Annotated in this window: 17 protein-coding genes and 1 pseudogene; 10 read left to right on the top strand and 8 right to left on the bottom strand. The window is 56.9% G+C overall.

The features are described 5' to 3' along the window. Positions 1-233, bottom strand: a pseudogene (locus tag ACRZ96_RS20865) (hypothetical protein); the annotation flags it as partial. 54 nt (positions 234-287) lie between these two features. Beyond that, positions 288-1,001: a uroporphyrinogen-III synthase gene (locus ACRZ96_RS20860; RefSeq protein ID WP_480572461.1), complete on the bottom strand. Its 714-nt coding sequence runs from the start codon at positions 999-1,001 to the stop codon at positions 288-290. Between the two features lie 97 nt (positions 1,002-1,098). On the opposite strand from ACRZ96_RS20860, the gene tsaD reads away from it, so the two are divergent. The 4 genes from tsaD to ACRZ96_RS20840 are packed head-to-tail and all read left to right on the top strand — an operon-like array spanning position 1,099 to position 3,848. Beyond that, positions 1,099-2,196, top strand: a complete 1,098-nt coding sequence (gene tsaD, locus ACRZ96_RS20855; protein WP_480815059.1) for a tRNA (adenosine(37)-N6)-threonylcarbamoyltransferase complex transferase subunit TsaD — start codon at positions 1,099-1,101, stop codon at positions 2,194-2,196. After that, entirely contained in the window at positions 2,193-3,155 is a 963-nt protein-coding gene (locus ACRZ96_RS20850; protein ID WP_480815058.1) for an NAD(P)H-dependent glycerol-3-phosphate dehydrogenase, read from the top strand. Before tsaD ends, ACRZ96_RS20850 begins: the two co-directional genes overlap by 4 nt. A 1-nt stretch (position 3,156) precedes the next feature. Beyond that, the gene (locus ACRZ96_RS20845) at positions 3,157-3,426 is read left to right on the top strand and encodes a YciI family protein (protein WP_170425387.1); all 270 of its coding nucleotides are present in this window, start codon (positions 3,157-3,159) and stop codon (positions 3,424-3,426) included. Then, positions 3,426-3,848 carry an EVE domain-containing protein gene (locus tag ACRZ96_RS20840; RefSeq protein ID WP_170397911.1) on the top strand — a complete coding sequence of 141 codons (423 nt, stop codon included), beginning with the start codon at positions 3,426-3,428 and terminating at the stop codon, positions 3,846-3,848. Before ACRZ96_RS20845 ends, ACRZ96_RS20840 begins: the two co-directional genes overlap by 1 nt. A 222-nt stretch (positions 3,849-4,070) precedes the next feature. Here ACRZ96_RS20840 and ACRZ96_RS20835 read toward each other — a convergent pair whose 3' ends face one another. Beyond that, positions 4,071-4,412 carry a DUF2853 family protein gene (locus tag ACRZ96_RS20835; RefSeq protein ID WP_170397892.1) on the bottom strand — a complete coding sequence of 114 codons (342 nt, stop codon included), beginning with the start codon at positions 4,410-4,412 and terminating at the stop codon, positions 4,071-4,073. A gap of 191 nt (positions 4,413-4,603) precedes the next feature. Between ACRZ96_RS20835 and ACRZ96_RS20830 the strand changes: the two genes are divergently transcribed. Beyond that, entirely contained in the window at positions 4,604-5,251 is a 648-nt protein-coding gene (locus ACRZ96_RS20830; protein ID WP_170514234.1) for a DUF899 family protein, read from the top strand. 4 nt (positions 5,252-5,255) lie between these two features. On the opposite strand, the gene ACRZ96_RS20825 is transcribed toward ACRZ96_RS20830, so the two are convergent. The 3 genes from ACRZ96_RS20825 to ACRZ96_RS20815 all read right to left on the bottom strand — a co-directional run bounded on the left by ACRZ96_RS20825 (position 5,256) and on the right by ACRZ96_RS20815 (position 7,825). Further along, positions 5,256-6,005: an extensin-like domain-containing protein gene (locus tag ACRZ96_RS20825; RefSeq protein ID WP_480772179.1), complete on the bottom strand. Its 750-nt coding sequence runs from the start codon at positions 6,003-6,005 to the stop codon at positions 5,256-5,258. Between the two features lie 13 nt (positions 6,006-6,018). Then, complete coding sequence (gene ahcY / locus ACRZ96_RS20820) at positions 6,019-7,407, bottom strand: adenosylhomocysteinase (protein WP_170733772.1); 1,389 nt, start codon at positions 7,405-7,407, stop codon at positions 6,019-6,021. Between the two features lie 103 nt (positions 7,408-7,510). Beyond that, positions 7,511-7,825: a hypothetical protein gene (locus ACRZ96_RS20815; RefSeq protein WP_170397881.1), complete on the bottom strand. Its 315-nt coding sequence runs from the start codon at positions 7,823-7,825 to the stop codon at positions 7,511-7,513. A 206-nt stretch (positions 7,826-8,031) separates the two neighbouring features. On the opposite strand from ACRZ96_RS20815, the gene ACRZ96_RS20810 reads away from it, so the two are divergent. From ACRZ96_RS20810 to ACRZ96_RS20800, 3 genes are all read left to right on the top strand, one after another. Then, positions 8,032-8,625, top strand: coding sequence for an HD domain-containing protein (locus tag ACRZ96_RS20810; RefSeq protein WP_480815057.1), 594 nt, complete (start codon positions 8,032-8,034; stop codon positions 8,623-8,625). Between the two features lie 74 nt (positions 8,626-8,699). Next, positions 8,700-9,524, top strand: a complete 825-nt coding sequence (locus ACRZ96_RS20805) for an FkbM family methyltransferase (RefSeq protein WP_170613069.1) — start codon at positions 8,700-8,702, stop codon at positions 9,522-9,524. Positions 9,525-9,577: 53 nt separating this feature from the next. After that, entirely contained in the window at positions 9,578-10,543 is a 966-nt protein-coding gene (locus ACRZ96_RS20800; protein WP_480791494.1) for a glycosyltransferase family 2 protein, read from the top strand. 47 nt (positions 10,544-10,590) lie between these two features. Here ACRZ96_RS20800 and ACRZ96_RS20795 read toward each other — a convergent pair whose 3' ends face one another. Next, positions 10,591-11,145, bottom strand: coding sequence for an ActR/PrrA/RegA family redox response regulator transcription factor (locus ACRZ96_RS20795; RefSeq protein WP_039542641.1), 555 nt, complete (start codon positions 11,143-11,145; stop codon positions 10,591-10,593). 87 nt (positions 11,146-11,232) lie between these two features. Next, positions 11,233-11,850 carry an SCO family protein gene (locus tag ACRZ96_RS20790; protein WP_170514218.1) on the bottom strand — a complete coding sequence of 206 codons (618 nt, stop codon included), beginning with the start codon at positions 11,848-11,850 and terminating at the stop codon, positions 11,233-11,235. Between the two features lie 92 nt (positions 11,851-11,942). Here ACRZ96_RS20790 and regB point away from each other — a divergent pair, with 92 nt between their 5' ends. Together regB and ACRZ96_RS20780 are read left to right on the top strand one after the other, a co-directional pair. After that, positions 11,943-13,334, top strand: a complete 1,392-nt coding sequence (regB, locus tag ACRZ96_RS20785) for a sensor histidine kinase RegB (RefSeq protein WP_170397866.1) — start codon at positions 11,943-11,945, stop codon at positions 13,332-13,334. A 64-nt stretch (positions 13,335-13,398) separates the two neighbouring features. Continuing rightward, a complete protein-coding gene (locus ACRZ96_RS20780) occupies positions 13,399-14,907 on the top strand; it encodes a PAS-domain containing protein (protein ID WP_480707480.1) in 1,509 nt (502 codons plus the stop codon). Positions 14,908-14,929: the final 22 nt, after the last annotated feature.

Below are 14,929 nucleotides of genomic sequence, written 5' to 3'. Positions count from 1 at the left end.
GCTTCGGCTTCGGCTTCGGCTTCGGCTTCGGCTTCGGCTTCGGCTTCGGCTTCGGCTTCGGCTTCGGCTTCGGCTTCGGCTTCGGCTTCGGAAGTCAATTCGTCCGCAGCGTTATCCGCGTCAACGGATTTCTCATCCGAGACTGCATCACTTTCGGTCTCGGCGGCTTCTACCACCTCTTCGACGCTGGGGTCTTCGACCGGTTCCTGATCGGGTTTCTTCTTATCAGCCACCGCGTTAATCCCCTTATCGATTCCCAAAACACATGAACAACAGACTAACCCAAGTTAATCTGCACCCGGCGCGCTCTCAACCCGCATCACGTGTTTCACGAGTTTTTTCACGGCTTTCTGCATTTTATCCGGGGTCGGTTCATCCGCGATCTTCAGCCGCTCGAAACTCAGTGTTTTAAGGGGTTCCGCTGTGGCTTCGCTGATCGCGGCCAGCCACAGAGGCGCAGATCCGGCCCAGACATCGGCAAATTGTCGCGCTGTGCGGGGTGAAAATAGCGGGGCGATGATGGGCTGATCACCTTTGGCGGCGTGGGAAGCGTCATCACTCAGCGGCAAAAGCTGTTGCCGATAAATCGGCTGTTCGCGGGTGGTCAGCCCGGATTCAGTCAAACGCGCGGCCACGTTGCCACGGCTGTGTTCTCCGCGCAGATGTAGCAGCGGGCTGTTTGGCTTGAGTTTCAGCAGATTGGCCACCAGCCCTTCGGCCGTCGCACCCAGCATCTGCGCTTCCCACCCTGCTGCCTGCGCTGCCTGCGTGGTCACCGGACCAACGCAATAGGCGGGCAGGCTGCGTTCCACATTCAATAGGGCGGCGGCATTCACGCCATTTGCCGAGGAAAAGATCAGTCCAGCAGAATCATCGGACTCAACCATGACACCCAGCGGTTCGATCTTTAACAAGGGTGAATGGATAACCGCGACATGCGACCGAATGTGGTCCGGCAGTTGCGCAACGAACCTGTCCGAGGCGGCGCGAGGGCGGGTCATCAACAAATACAACGGTCGGCGCCTTCGGCCTTGGGATTGTTTGCATCCGCGCGGGGTGATACCCCGCTTGGCAATCATGATGCAACGGATCAGGCCTATGGTGCAAACACTTACCGTCCTTGGACTGGAAAGCAGCTGCGACGATACCGCAGCCGCCGTTGTGCGGCAGGGCACAGGCAAAGGGGCCGAGATCCTGTCATCCGTGGTGCATGGCCAGACTGAGTTGCACAGCGCCTATGGTGGCGTTGTGCCTGAGATCGCAGCGCGTGCGCATGCGGAAAAGCTGGATATTTGCATCAAACAGGCTCTAACACAGGCCGAAATTGGCTTAGATGATCTGGACGCTATCGCTGTCACCGCAGGTCCCGGCTTAATTGGCGGCGTAATATCCGGCGTGATGTGCGCAAAGGGCCTAAGTGCAGCAACCGGGTTGCCGCTAATCGGGGTGAACCATTTGGCCGGGCACGCGCTGACACCAAGACTGACCGACGAGATTGCCTTTCCCTACCTGATGCTGCTGGTCTCGGGTGGTCACTGCCAATATCTGATCGCTCATGGACCGGAACAGTTTACCCGCCTTGGGGGGACGATCGACGATGCCCCCGGTGAAGCCTTCGACAAGACCGCCCGTCTGCTGGGCTTACCCCAGCCCGGTGGCCCCTCGGTCGAGGCTGAGGCGCGCGCGGGTGATGCCAAACGTTTCCGCTTTCCCCGGCCCCTTCTGGATCGCCCCGGATGTGACCTGTCTTTTTCGGGACTCAAGACCGCGCTGATGCGGATGCGGGATAAGGTCGTAGCCGAAAAAGGGGGGCTGACCCGACAAGATCGCGCTGATCTGTGTGCCGGATTTCAGCAGGCAATCGTCGATACTCTGGCCGAGAAAACCCGCCGCGCGATTGCCCAGTATCTTGAGGCATCACCGTCGGAACCGGTTATTGCCGTTGCCGGTGGGGTTGCTGCAAATACCGCCATTCGCGCTGCATTAGAGACCGTTTCTGCGGAAATGGGCGCCCGATTTATCGCCCCGCCCATGGCCTTATGCACCGACAACGCCGCCATGATTGCCCATGCAGGTATAGAGCGATTTCGCACCGGTGCGCGGGATGGGTTGGACTTGACGGCACGACCCCGCTGGCCCTTGGATCAAACCAGCCCGGCGATGCTGGGCAGCGGCAAGAAAGGAGCCAAGGCATGAGCGTGACCGTCCTTGGATCAGGTGCCTTTGGAACCGCTTTGGCGATATCATTGGCGGGAAATGGCCCCGTTACGCTTTGGTCGCGGAATCCCGAGCAGGCAAGGCAAATGCAGCAATCGCGCGAAAATGTCGATCGCCTGCCGGGCGTCACGCTGCCTGCCAACATCACGGTGACTACCGAGATTGAACAGGCGGTGCGGTCCGACGTATTGCTGCTTGCCGTGCCAATGCAAAAACTGCGTGATGCCCTGAATCTTCACGCAGCACGACTGAGCGGGAAGGTTCTGGTGGCTTGCTGCAAGGGGATCGAACTGTCCACGGGTCTGGGCCCCGTCGCCGTGATCCGTCAATCCGTGCCAGACGCACAACCGGCCCTGCTAACCGGGCCCAGCTTTGCCGACGACATCGCGCGCGGTCTGCCCACGGCGCTAACGCTGGCTTGTGCTGAAGCCGAATTGGGCGAGGCGCTTCAGCAAGAGCTGACAACCGCCAACCTGCGTCTTTATCGAACCGCCGATACCATCGGGGCCGAGTTGGGTGGCGCGCTGAAGAATGTGATGGCTATTGGTTGCGGCGCGGCCATTGGTGCCGGGCTTGGCGACAGCGCCCGCGCTGCGTTGATCACACGCGGATTTTCTGAGATGCAGCGCTTTGCCGCCCAGCGCGGGGCACGGCCCGATACGCTGATGGGGCTATCGGGGCTGGGTGATCTGGTTCTAACCTGCTCATCCGAATTGTCGCGAAACTATCGTTTTGGCCTTTGTTTGGGTCTAAGCAAGCCATTTGACAGCACCACAACCGTCGAAGGTGTCGCCACTGCGCAGGCCATGTCCGAAATCGCAGCGAGCGAAGGGTTAGACATGCCCATCAGCGCAACGGTGGCGAAACTCAGCAGCGGTGCCTACAGTGTCACCGACGCGATTCAGGCCCTGCTGGGTCGCCCACTCAAGGAGGAATAAAATGCTCATCGCCCTGATCGCCCGGGATAAAGCCGGAGCCCTACAGACCCGGCTGGACAACCGCACCGCCCATCTGGCTTACATTGAAGAAACCGGTGTTGTGGCGCAGGCTGGCCCGTTGCTGGACGGCGATGCAATGATCGGATCGCTGGTCATTCTGAACGTCGAGGATCTGGCCGCCGCGCAAGCTTGGGCTGAGAATGACCCCTACGCGCTGGCCGGCCTGTTCGACTCGGTTGAATTGATCCCGTGGAAAAAGGTCATCGGCTGATGGCGTATTGGCTGTTCAAATCCGAACCCTCGACCTGGAGCTGGGATCAGCAGGTCGGCAAGGGGGACGCGGGCGAGGAATGGGATGGGGTGCGCAACTACCAGGCCCGCAATTTCATGCGTCAGATGCAGATTGGTGACCGGGGTTTTTTCTACCACTCGCAAAAGGACAAGGAGATTGTCGGCATTGTCGAAGTCTGTGCCGAGGCCCATCCCGACAGCACAACCGATGATGAGCGTTGGGAATGCGTGGATATCAAAGCCGTCCGGTCTTTCACAATTCCGGTCAAACTGGATCAGATCAAGGCGGATGAGCGTTTGGGTGAAATGGTTCTGGTCAAGAATTCACGCCTTTCAGTGCAGCCGGTCAGCGATACAGAATGGCAGTTGATCTGCGCTTTGGGCGAGACAGAGGCGGATTGAATGAAAAGGGAAGGCCCTGACGACTTCAGAACCTTCCCTACCCCGCGTGCTCCCAAACTCACCACACGCATACGGAAATCTGTTGGTTCTGACCGTCCTGGTCATGACCTGACCTTAGCCGATTTCAGAACCGCGCTTCAAACGCCAAGTATTTAGAGTTTCAATCAAATACAAAACACCCGCCGGTAAGACCGACGGGTGCTGAAATGGTTCTTGGCTGGATCAGCTATAGACCGATTCTTTGCCGAAATGCTTGGTCAGCATGTAATAGACGACAGCGCGGTACTTGTTACGCTCGGACATGCCATAGGTCTCCATGGCCTTGTTGATCCCTTCCATCAGTTCGGGACCATCCGACAGGCCCAGCTTTTTGATGAGGAAGTTGTTCTTGACCGTCTCAAGCTCGCCTTCCTGGCTGGCCGCCACTGTCGACGCATCCGCGTCATAGATCGCCGGACCGCAACCGATGGTGACCTTGGTCAGCAGGTCCATATCGGGGTCCATCCCGCATTTGCCTTTTAGATCTTCAGCGTATTTGGCGATCAATTCGTCGCGTTTGCCCATGTCCCAATCTCCTTAATCCATTGTCACGGAACTTTTTACCGATGCACGAGAGACTAGCCTTGTCGGCGGAATTCCCAAAAGGGAAAAATCACAAGGTTTCCCCCTAGGCTGAACTTCGCGGGACTCGGTGATTTGATTTTTTTAGATTTATTATTTAACATTTTTGTTAATTATGATTCCCGGAGGTCCCCATGCCCGTAACGTTACCGAATGAAACCACCGAATATCGGTCAGCTCGTAATGCACTTCTATCCGCCGAGCGGGACCTGAGAGCAAAGGTTGAAGAGGTCGCGGCCTTGCGCCGTTCTCTTCCAACCGGAGGCAAAACCCCTAACGATTATGCGTTCCGAGATCTGGCAGGCGAGGGTGCGCCTATGTCGTCGCTGTTTGGCGACAAGGATACGCTGATTATCTATTCGCTGATGTACGGACCCGACGCGGAACGCCCCTGCCCTATGTGTTCGGCGTTTCTGGATGGGCTGAACTCTCAGATCCACCATCTCATACAGAACGCCTCGGTTGCCGTAGTGGCGCAGAATACGCCCGAAAAACTCTCGGCGCTCAAGGATGAGATGGGTTGGAATGCGCTGCCGCTCTACTCAGCATTAGGGACGAATTACCAACGTGACTATCTGGCCGAGACCGACGGGGGTGATCAGCTTCCTATTCTAAATGTCTTTCAACAGCTCCCTGATGGCATTCATCACTTCTGGAGTTCCGAGCTGTTCTTTGAACCCAGCGACTGGCATCCCCGGCATGTGGATGCAGCTTGGCCTTTGTGGAATGTGCTGGATTTCACACCACAGGGCCGCGGCGATTTTATCCCACCTCTACGCTGAGGTACTATCGGCAGTAGCCCCAGCCGGGCCCCTGCAGGTGGAAGTGATCGGCATGTAAGCGGTTGTAATCAGGGCCAAGCACCACGCGGAACCAGTCACAGGCTCCGCGCCAGATCTGGCGCAGAAAATCGGCCTCGGGCCCGTCAGCGTCCCAGTCAGCCAGCAGGTTCAAGCTGCGCCCGTCCGAGAGATCCATTCCGACGATGTCGATCGCGTCCGCAGTGGCGTGACTGCTCCAACCATTGTCTTGTCCTTGCGCGGTGCGCATCCGCCGGCAGTTATAGCTACCGATCTGGCGCAATCTGCTGACGGAAGTCCCCAGTAGTTGCTGCGCAGCGGGTTGCACAACATGGTGTTCCCACATGACAAGCCGCAAAGTTGTGGCACACCGGGTCTCGACTGCAGTGACGCGGGCGTTCACCAGACCGGACAACCGGCCGCGTCCCTCGATTCCGCAATTCTGGTCCACCACCAGATCGTCCAGCGGATCAAACCGAGCTCCAGCCTCGGCCAAGGCTGCACGGCATAAAGCGTCATCCGCCAGTGCGCGGTTCAACTGGTAAGGGGTGACCGGGGTGACCGGGGCCGTCACGGTCAGATCACGCAGCGGGTTCCAGTGCGGGGGTACAGGCGTATTGGGAAGGGCAAGCAGCCACCAAACGCCGCCGCCCAACACGGTCAACAGCGTTAAGAGGCCAAAAAGAAAAGACGCCGCCGAAAGCAGGATTCGGCGGCGTCCAGAAGCTTTGGTCATGCGTCTTTCGCACTTAGTAGCGGTAGTGTTCCGGCTTATAGGGGCCTTCGGGTTTCACGCCGATATAGGCCGCCTGATCGCTGTCCATCTGGGTCAGCTTCACGCCGATCCGGTCCAGATGAAGACGGGCAACTTTTTCGTCCAGATGCTTGGGCAGGATGTAAACTTCGTTCTTGTATTCATCGCCTTTGGTGAACAGCTCGATCTGGGCCAGAACTTGGTTGGTGAAAGAGGCCGACATCACGAACGAGGGGTGACCGGTGGCGTTGCCGAGGTTCAGCAGGCGGCCTTCGGACAGCAGGATAATGCGGTTGCCCGAGGGCATCTCGATCATGTCCACCTGTTCTTTGATGTTGGTCCACTTGTGGTTCTTCAGGCTGGCCACCTGAATTTCGTTGTCGAAGTGACCGATGTTACCGACGATGGCCATGTCCTTCATCTCGCGCATGTGCTCGATACGGATCACGTCCTTGTTGCCGGTGGTGGTGATGAAGATATCGGCGTTTGCGACTTCGTCTTCCAGAAGGGTGACTTCGAACCCGTCCATGGCCGCTTGCAGCGCGCAAATCGGGTCGACCTCAGTCACTTTCACGCGGGCGCCTGCGCCACGCAGCGAAGCCGCCGAGCCTTTGCCCACGTCACCATAGCCGCAGACCACGGCAACCTTACCGGCCATCATGGTGTCGGTGGCGCGGCGAATACCGTCAACCAGCGATTCCTTGCAGCCGTATTTGTTGTCGAATTTCGACTTGGTGACCGAGTCGTTCACGTTGATCGCCGGGAACGGCAGGTGGCCGTCTTTCACCAGCTGATACAGGCGGTTTACACCGGTGGTGGTTTCTTCAGAGACGCCTTGGATCTGGTCGCGCATTTTGGTGAACCAGCCCGGAGACGCGGCCATGCGCTTGGCGATCTGCTTCTTGATCACCTCTTCCTCTTCCGAACCCGGAACAGGGATAATGTCCTCTCCTGCCTCGGCACGTGCACCCAGCAGGATGTACAGCGTCGCGTCGCCGCCATCGTCCAGGATCATGTTGGGGCCTTCGTCGAACAGGAAGGATTTGTCCAGATAATCCCAATGCTCTTCCAGCGTCTGGCCCTTGATGGCAAAAACGGGAATACCAGCCTCGGCAATCGCCGCCGCCGCGTGGTCCTGCGTTGAGAAGATGTTGCACGACGCCCAGCGCACATCAGCGCCCAGCGCCACCAGTGTTTCGATCAGAACGGCGGTCTGGATGGTCATATGCAGTGAACCGACGATCCGCGCGCCTTTCAGCGGCTTGCTTTCGCCATATTCGGCGCGCAGGGACATCAGCCCCGGCATTTCCGTTTCAGCGATATTCAGCTCTTTGCGGCCAAACTCGGCCATTGAAATGTCTTTAACGATATAGTCCCCGGCCATCAGGTACTCCACTCCGGCAATTCACAGTCCAAAGTGCCACTAGCATCCCTTGCGGGATGAGGCAATGAAGATGGCCGGAAACAGGAAGTCTGGTGACAAAATATCAGCTTGGCGTACCCTCTGCCTTGATTTTGGGGATCGCTTCAAAAAAATCAGTGCCAACGGCGACAATACAACTCATGCCGTTCGCCTGGGTCACCAAAACGGTATAACTTCCCGTTTCCTTCGAGGTCCAAACCTCCATGACCGTCTGCCCGCCACGTGATTTCTGAAGACCGCCAAAGGTTAATTCCTCGGAGTAATTGTCTTGCAGTTTGGTAATCACGTGCTCGCGCTCTGCGCAGTTCTGGGCAAAGGCAGGTGGCGCGGTTGCGGCCATTCCGAAGGTCAGGGTTATTGCAAACAAACGCTTGAACATAGCAAGCTCCTTTCGATACGAGTTTCGTTTCGAGAGGGCGCAACTGGGAGGAGTCAGCACCCCCCTCAGTCCTTGATGTCGGGATCGTATCGCGCAGGTTCAAAGCACGAATGCTCAAGAAATTGTTGGCAGCATGTGATCCAGACAGATACATCATACCACAAGAACGCGAATTGAACGTGTCCCAGTTCACAAGGCATGGTAAAATGGCAACACAACCCAGAGCGTGGCAAAGAATGCTGTCGGGCCGTCGGCTGGATTTGCTGGACCCGACACCCGTGGATATCGAGATCGAAGATATCGCGCACGGGCTGGCCTTTGTGGCGCGGTGGAACGGTCAGACCAACGGGGATTTTGCCTATTCCGTGGCCGAGCATTCCTTGCTGGTGGAAGAGCTTTTTGGCCGCATCGCACCAAATGCACCGACGAAATGGCGGTTGGCGGCACTGTTACACGATGCCCCCGAATATGTGATTGGTGACATGATCTCTCCGGTGAAATCCGCCGTTGGCCCGGATTATGGTGATTTAGACGAACGGCTGGCTGCTGCGATTCATATACGTTTCGGGTTGCCCGCCGTGGTACCAAAAACAGTGAAACGCCAGATCAAGAAGGCGGACAAGATCAGCGCCTGGATGGAGGCGACGCAGATCGCGGGTTTTTCTGATACCGAAGCATCAAAGTTCTTTGGTCGCCCGGACAAGGCAATATTAGAGGGGTTGCAGATCAAACTGCGTCCCCCGATTGAGGTGCGGCAGGCCTATACCGCGCGGCATAAGGAGCTGTTGGGCAGCATTTAGGTCGCCAATAGATCAGCGGCACAGCCTGTGCTAATTTTCCGCTAAAACAAGACCATAATCGGACGCAGGTTCAGATGAGCGACGCAGACAGCCAGATACCGGTCACGAACGCGCAGATGGAATATGCCAACGCGTGTTTACGTGAAGCGTACAATCTGACAGGCCGAGGGCGGGTGCGCAATCTGATCCGAAAGTCACTGCTGCCACAGTTGATCGCCTATCGGGGCATTCGAATCCACCTGCACCCTTATGACAATTTCAGCGAATTCTCTCTCTGGCAGAAGGGCCGGTCCCCGGAAGAGCTTGAGCTGAATTGGCTGAAAGACAGTTTTGCGGGGAAGACTCTCAAGGTTTTGGATATCGGGGCAAATTTTGGTCTGTATTCACTTTTCTTGTCGTCAATTCTTAGCCCGGACTCCCGGATTCATGCATTTGAGCCTAATCCGACTCTGGCCGAACGCCTCAGCAATAATTGCTCTCTGAACGGATTTGGCAACGTGGAGCTGAACACTTTCGCGATCGCGGGCGAAACTGGTGAGGCGACGCTTATTATTGAAAAGCGGGGCGACACGGCCACCAATCTTGGTCAGGCGCGTTTGGCAAACGACCCAGCGTATCTGGAGCTGTCAAAATACGATACGATTGAGGTGCAGACCCGAACACTGCTTGAGCTTACACATCTGCATGATGCCGATTTTGCCAAGCTTGATGTTGAAGGGCACGAGCCGAACATTCTTATGCCTTTTCTTGAAAGCGCAGAAGATGCAGCGCTTCCCCAATATCTACAGCTGGAAACCGTGAATCTTGGTGATAGCGCCGAACGCCTGTTTGCCTCACTTTCTGATCGTGGCTATGAAAATGCCTTTCAAACTCAACGTAATATCATCTTCAGAAGATAGGCCGTGCAAGGAAGAACCGCGATCATGATCAAACCCACTCAGGCCAAGCCGATATGAAGGTCGGGTTGTTCTCCTGCGCCAAGGATGAAGGGCCGTTTATACTTGAGTGGATCGCGTATCATCTGCTGGTCGGGTTTGATCCTATTCTGATTTACAGCAATGACTCGACAGACGGCACCGCCGAGCTGCTTGATGCGCTGGATGATAACGGGGTTATTTCCCATGTTCTGCAAGGTCTGAAACCCGGGCAAGTACCACAGCATACAGCGGCAGAAACGGCCTATGCGCATCCTTCGCTTAACGATGCCGATTGGCTGATGTGGCTTGATAGCGATGAGTTTCTGTTCTGTGCAAACGATGAAAATCAGGTCGCAGGTCTCGTCGAACGCTGTTCCGGTTTCGCCGAGGGCATCGCCGTGAATTGGTTGATCTTCGGAAATGGGGGCAACGACAAGTGGGAACCGGGGCTGGTCACGCAACGGTTCCTAAAGCGTGCCGATACAGATCATAATTTGCATCGCTACTTCAAAACGCTTTTTCGAAAGTCTGATAAAATACGGGGGTTTGGCCTGCACCGGCCCTACTTGCGACCGGACTTTCGAAACGATGGATCGCAATTTGTAAATGCTGCGGGCCTGCCGATGCACGAACACATGTATCGTTCGGGATTGCGACGAAGACATGCGCTGGGTGCCGCGCCCGAGCATCTGTCTACACACGATTGGGCTGCTGTCATTCACTACCCGGTGAAAACGCGAGACAGTTTCGCGCTCAAGCGGCAGCGCGGGCAAGGCACGAAAGCGACAGATGCACCCAACCGGTCCAGCCGGTTTCGTGAAAGGTATTGGAACAAGTACAACCAGAACAGCGTCGTGGATGATCGAATGCTGGCGATGGGCGGCAAGCTGCAGGCAAAGGTTGATGAGTTGCTGTTATTGCCTGAGGTTGGGTGCGCGCACTCTGCCTGCCTTAAGAATTACGCGCTGAAGCTCCAAACTCAGGCTCAATCCGCGCCCTGAAGGTCGTTTGGAACGGCCCGGGAAAACACACTATTAAGTTTACGGGTCTACCTTGGACTACGCTTCGCTAGAATCCTCTGCAGCGTTCTGCGGTGCATGTTCAACCGGCGCGCGGTTTCCGAGACGTTCCGGTCGCACAGCTCATAGACGCGCTGGATATGTTCCCAGCGGACGCGGTCGGCGCTCATGGGGTTTTCCGGCGGCGGGGGCAGTTCGTCGCCCTTGGCCAACAGAGCGTTGGTGATGTCAGTGGCGTCGGCGGGTTTGGACAGATAGTCGGTTGCACCAATTTTGACCGCCGCAACGGCGGTGGCGATGGCGCCATAACCGGTCAGAACCACAACCCGGCTGTCGGGGCGTTTTTCGCGCAGCACTTCAACCACGTCCAGCCCATTGCCATCTTCAAGTCGCAGATCTACCACGGCATAGGCAGGTGGGCGGGCTGTGGAAATGGCGCGGCCTGCGGCGACGGAACCCGCGGTTTCAACCTCGAATCCGCGTTTTTCCATGGCCTTGGCCAGACGTCTCAGAAACGGCTCGTCATCATCTACCAGCAGCAGCGATTTGTCGGGGCCGATTTCAAGCTGGGAACTGTCTGCCATATGTGGGTCTTTCCGCTATTTCATGCCTCTTGGCTTAAACATGAGTAATAGCAGCGCCATTCCAAAGGTCAAACCGACTGTTGAGGATCAGGCCTGATCAAGAAAGCAGCCAATCTTGTCCGCCATCTGCTCGGCCGTTTCATCGCGTTTGAAAAATTCCAGAAACCCGTCCTCGGGCGTCATCAGATAGGTAAAGGTCGAGTGGTCGACCAAATAATACTCATCGCTTTTGTCTTGGGCCTTGTAATAGGTCTTGTACGCCTTGCTGGCCGCCTTGATCTGCTCGGGCGATCCGGTCAGGCCAATCACGCGTTCATGCAGGTTGAATGCGAAATCGCCCACAACCTCGGGGGTATCGCGATCCGGGTCTATCGAGATGAACAACGGCGTCACCGACTGACCGCGCTCTGCCAGCAAATCGATCGTGTCGACATTGCGCGACATGTCAAAGGGGCAAACATCCGGGCAGAAGGTATAACCGAAGTAGACAAGCGTGGGCTCGGTGATCACATCCTTGTCGGTTACCGTCTCACCATTGGCGTTAAGCAGTTCGAACGGTCCGCCGATCGCCGCGCTCCCGCCCGCAATCTGAGACGAGCGGCACTGCGCGTATTTGTCATCTGAGCCACCCCGCGTCAGCAGCCACATGGCGCCAAGACCAATTGCAAGAACAACAGTTGCGAGAATAGCATAAAGACGAACCATGGCGCGTATCCTGATACGAAAGGGGATGTTGATCGATTCTGCCGGGACACCTATCAACATGTCGGACCGACGCAATAGGACATAATCGACAGATGACGAATTCCAACACCAGTCTTTGGCGTGGGCAGGAGCGCAGTACCTGGATCAGGCTGCGCACGCTGATCCTGCTGCGATGGGTCGCCATTATCGGCCAGTTTACGGCCATCACGGTTGCACAGAAATATTACGACGTTCAGCTTGAGCTGGCATTGTGTTATTTCGTCATCGGCATTTCGGTGATGGGTAACCTCACGGCCATTCTGTTGTTTCCCGAAAACAAGCGCTTGTCGGAATTCGAGAACTTCCTGATGGTGCTGTTCGATCTGCTGCAGCTGTCGATCCTTTTGTATCTGACGGGGGGGCTAAATAACCCGTTTGCGCTGCTGTTGCTGGGTCCGGTGACGATTTCTGCAAATGTAATGAGCACCCGCTCGACCCTGATCATCGGCAGCGTTGCGGTGATCCTGACCACGTTGCTGGCGCAATTCCACCTCCCGCTGAGAACCAATCTGGGGTTGGTGCTGGATATCCCCGATATTTTGCTGTTCGGAAACTGGGCGGCGATTATCATCGCCATCGTTTTCATCGGCGCCTATTCGCACCGCATCAGTTCCGAAGTTCAATCGATGTCCGAAGCGCTCTCGGCCACCCATATGGCGCTGGCGCGCGAGCAAAAGCTGACTGATCTTGGTGGTGTGGTGGCCGCCGCCGCGCATGAGTTGGGTACGCCGCTGGCTACGATCAAGCTGGCCAGTTCAGAACTGATCGAAGAGCTGGACGACCGGCCTGAGCTGATGGAGGACGCAGCCTTGATCCGCGAACAGGCTGACCGCTGCCGCGACATCCTGCGCGATATGGGCCGAGCTGGGAAAGATGACTTGCACCTGCGTCAGGCGCCTCTGTCCACCGTGATCCATGAAGCGGCAGAGCCACATATCAATCGTGGTAAAGTGGTGCATTTCGACGAAGGACCAGTTGCGGATGGCGATGTGCAGCAGCCCTCAATCCTACGCAAGCCCGAGATCATTCACGGGCTGCGCAACCTGATCCAGAACGCAGTGGATTTTGCCCAGTCGACGGTCTGGGTCGAAGCTGAATGGACCTCTGACCGGATCAGCGTTTCGATCATGGATGATGGGCGCGGCTACCCCTCCCACATCATTGGTCGGATTGGTGACCCATTCATGCGCCGCCGCCGCGCCGATCGCAGTAGTCGGCCGGAATACGAAGGCATGGGGCTGGGTCTGTTCATCGCCAAAACCCTGCTGGAACGCAGCGGTGCCGAACTGAGCTTCGCCAATGGCGCGGACCCTTATCAGACCCTGACTGACCAACCGGACCGCAGGGGGGCGATCGTCAATGTCGTTTGGCCGCGCAAGCTGATCGACGCGCAAACCGGGGACACTCCTGTTCCCTCGGGCGCCAACCAACCGTTCCAGATCTGAGTTAAGACCCCGTTAACCATTGTTGTTCATATAGATTCAAACGTTTTACCCGGGGGTTGGAGCAATGGCCGAATGGATCGTTCTGGCCGCAATCAGTGTGGTTTCGGCCAGCTTTGCGATGTTGTGGCTCTTGCCACGCCATCAGGCCAAAACAAGAGATTTCGGGCTGTCAGCGCCCGGAGCGCTGTTCGATGTTGTCTTCCTGTTCGATGGCGACCGGTTGATCAGCCACTCCGATATTGCGCTGGCAGGTTACGAATCCGTCAGCAACTGGGCTGAACTGCGGCGTTTGCTGCAACGTGATTTTCCCGCTTTCCCCGAAACGCCCGAGATTGTCCGGTCCGGGGGCAACATCGCCGTTTCAGCCATCGACTGCACAGTCGAGCGCGAGGTTCTGTGCGAATGGATCGATGGTATCATTCGGGTTCAATTACGTGATCTGACGGGGACCATCCCTGCGCCACGCCGTGACCAGCGCGATCCAATTCGTTTGGCGATGGAGCAGGCGCCCTACCCTGTTTGGCTGATAGATCACCGTGACAAGGTGGGCTGGTGCAATGCGGCCTATGTACGGTTGGTTCGCAAGATTGCGGGACCGGATGCCGATCTGACGGACCCTCTGTTTCCTTCTCACAGGGACGAGGCGCAGCTGAGTCGAAAAACCCGTGTCTCGATTCCGGTAAGGGACAGCGATGCCAAGCTCTGGTTTGACCTGACCCAGGTCGCACACGAACAGGATCAGTTGTGTTACGCGGTCGATATCAACGCGATTGTCGAAGCCGAGACAGCACAGCGCAAGTTCGTGCAGACCATGACCAAAACCTTCGCACAGCTCTCCATTGGCCTAGCGATCTTTGACCGCAACCGGCAACTGGCCCTGTTCAATCCAGCGCTGATTGACCTGACCACCCTGCCACCCGACTTCCTGAGCCTGCGCCCAAGCCTGTCCAGCTTTTTTGACCGGCTTCGCGACCAGCATATGATGCCCGAGCCTAAGAACTATCGCAGTTGGCGGCGCCAGATGAACGACCTTCTGGAGGCGGCACAGGACGGGAACTATCAGGAAACCTGGTCGCTGCCATCAGGATCGGTCTATTCCGTCAGTGGTCGCCCGCATCCCGATGGGGCCGTGGCTTTCCTGTTCGAAGATATCACCGCCGAAATCACACTGACCCGACGGTTCCGCGCTGAAACGGACCTTATGCAATCCATTCTGGACAAGCTGGCTGATGCCATCGCGGTGTTTTCGGATGACGGTTCGCTGGCGATCACAAATTACGCCTATCAGGTGTTGTGGGGCGACAGCGGCGAAGTAGGATTCGAACCAGCAACGGTGCTGGAAATCACACGCCAATGGCAGGAGCACTGCACCGCCACGCCGATCCTTGGCGAGATCCGCGAATTCGTCACCGCGCGAGAGAATCGGGCCGAATGGTCGGCTGAACTGATCCTAAAATCCGGCGGCTCTTTGAACTGCACGGTCAGCCCCATGCAAAACGGGGCAACAATTGTCCGTTTCGCCTCGGACAACCCGGTCAGGAACATCACGGAAATACAAAAAATCAGCGCCTGAACCGGTTGCAGCCGACCCGGCG

This window comes from Ruegeria sp. CF1 (assembly GCF_056537445.1).
This window is presented reverse-complemented; position numbering and strand designations above follow the sequence as displayed.

What these genes read in the sequence shown, in the direction of transcription:
- ACRZ96_RS20860 (WP_480572461.1), bottom strand. Translation starts at nt 1,001, where the DNA reads ATGACCCGCCCTCGCGCCGCCTCGGACAGGTTCGTTGCGCAACTGCCG.
- tsaD (WP_480815059.1), top strand. Translation starts at nt 1,099, where the DNA reads ATGGTGCAAACACTTACCGTCCTTGGACTGGAAAGCAGCTGCGACGAT.
- ACRZ96_RS20850 (WP_480815058.1), top strand. Translation starts at nt 2,193, where the DNA reads ATGAGCGTGACCGTCCTTGGATCAGGTGCCTTTGGAACCGCTTTGGCG.
- ACRZ96_RS20845 (WP_170425387.1), top strand. Translation starts at nt 3,157, where the DNA reads ATGCTCATCGCCCTGATCGCCCGGGATAAAGCCGGAGCCCTACAGACC.
- ACRZ96_RS20840 (WP_170397911.1), top strand. Translation starts at nt 3,426, where the DNA reads ATGGCGTATTGGCTGTTCAAATCCGAACCCTCGACCTGGAGCTGGGAT.
- ACRZ96_RS20835 (WP_170397892.1), bottom strand. Translation starts at nt 4,412, where the DNA reads ATGGGCAAACGCGACGAATTGATCGCCAAATACGCTGAAGATCTAAAA.
- ACRZ96_RS20830 (WP_170514234.1), top strand. Translation starts at nt 4,604, where the DNA reads ATGCCCGTAACGTTACCGAATGAAACCACCGAATATCGGTCAGCTCGT.
- ACRZ96_RS20825 (WP_480772179.1), bottom strand. Translation starts at nt 6,005, where the DNA reads ATGACCAAAGCTTCTGGACGCCGCCGAATCCTGCTTTCGGCGGCGTCT.
- ahcY (WP_170733772.1), bottom strand. Translation starts at nt 7,407, where the DNA reads ATGGCCGGGGACTATATCGTTAAAGACATTTCAATGGCCGAGTTTGGC.
- ACRZ96_RS20815 (WP_170397881.1), bottom strand. Translation starts at nt 7,825, where the DNA reads ATGTTCAAGCGTTTGTTTGCAATAACCCTGACCTTCGGAATGGCCGCA.
- ACRZ96_RS20810 (WP_480815057.1), top strand. Translation starts at nt 8,032, where the DNA reads ATGGCAACACAACCCAGAGCGTGGCAAAGAATGCTGTCGGGCCGTCGG.
- ACRZ96_RS20805 (WP_170613069.1), top strand. Translation starts at nt 8,700, where the DNA reads ATGAGCGACGCAGACAGCCAGATACCGGTCACGAACGCGCAGATGGAA.
- ACRZ96_RS20800 (WP_480791494.1), top strand. Translation starts at nt 9,578, where the DNA reads ATGAAGGTCGGGTTGTTCTCCTGCGCCAAGGATGAAGGGCCGTTTATA.
- ACRZ96_RS20795 (WP_039542641.1), bottom strand. Translation starts at nt 11,145, where the DNA reads ATGGCAGACAGTTCCCAGCTTGAAATCGGCCCCGACAAATCGCTGCTG.
- ACRZ96_RS20790 (WP_170514218.1), bottom strand. Translation starts at nt 11,850, where the DNA reads ATGGTTCGTCTTTATGCTATTCTCGCAACTGTTGTTCTTGCAATTGGT.
- regB (WP_170397866.1), top strand. Translation starts at nt 11,943, where the DNA reads ATGACGAATTCCAACACCAGTCTTTGGCGTGGGCAGGAGCGCAGTACC.
- ACRZ96_RS20780 (WP_480707480.1), top strand. Translation starts at nt 13,399, where the DNA reads ATGGCCGAATGGATCGTTCTGGCCGCAATCAGTGTGGTTTCGGCCAGC.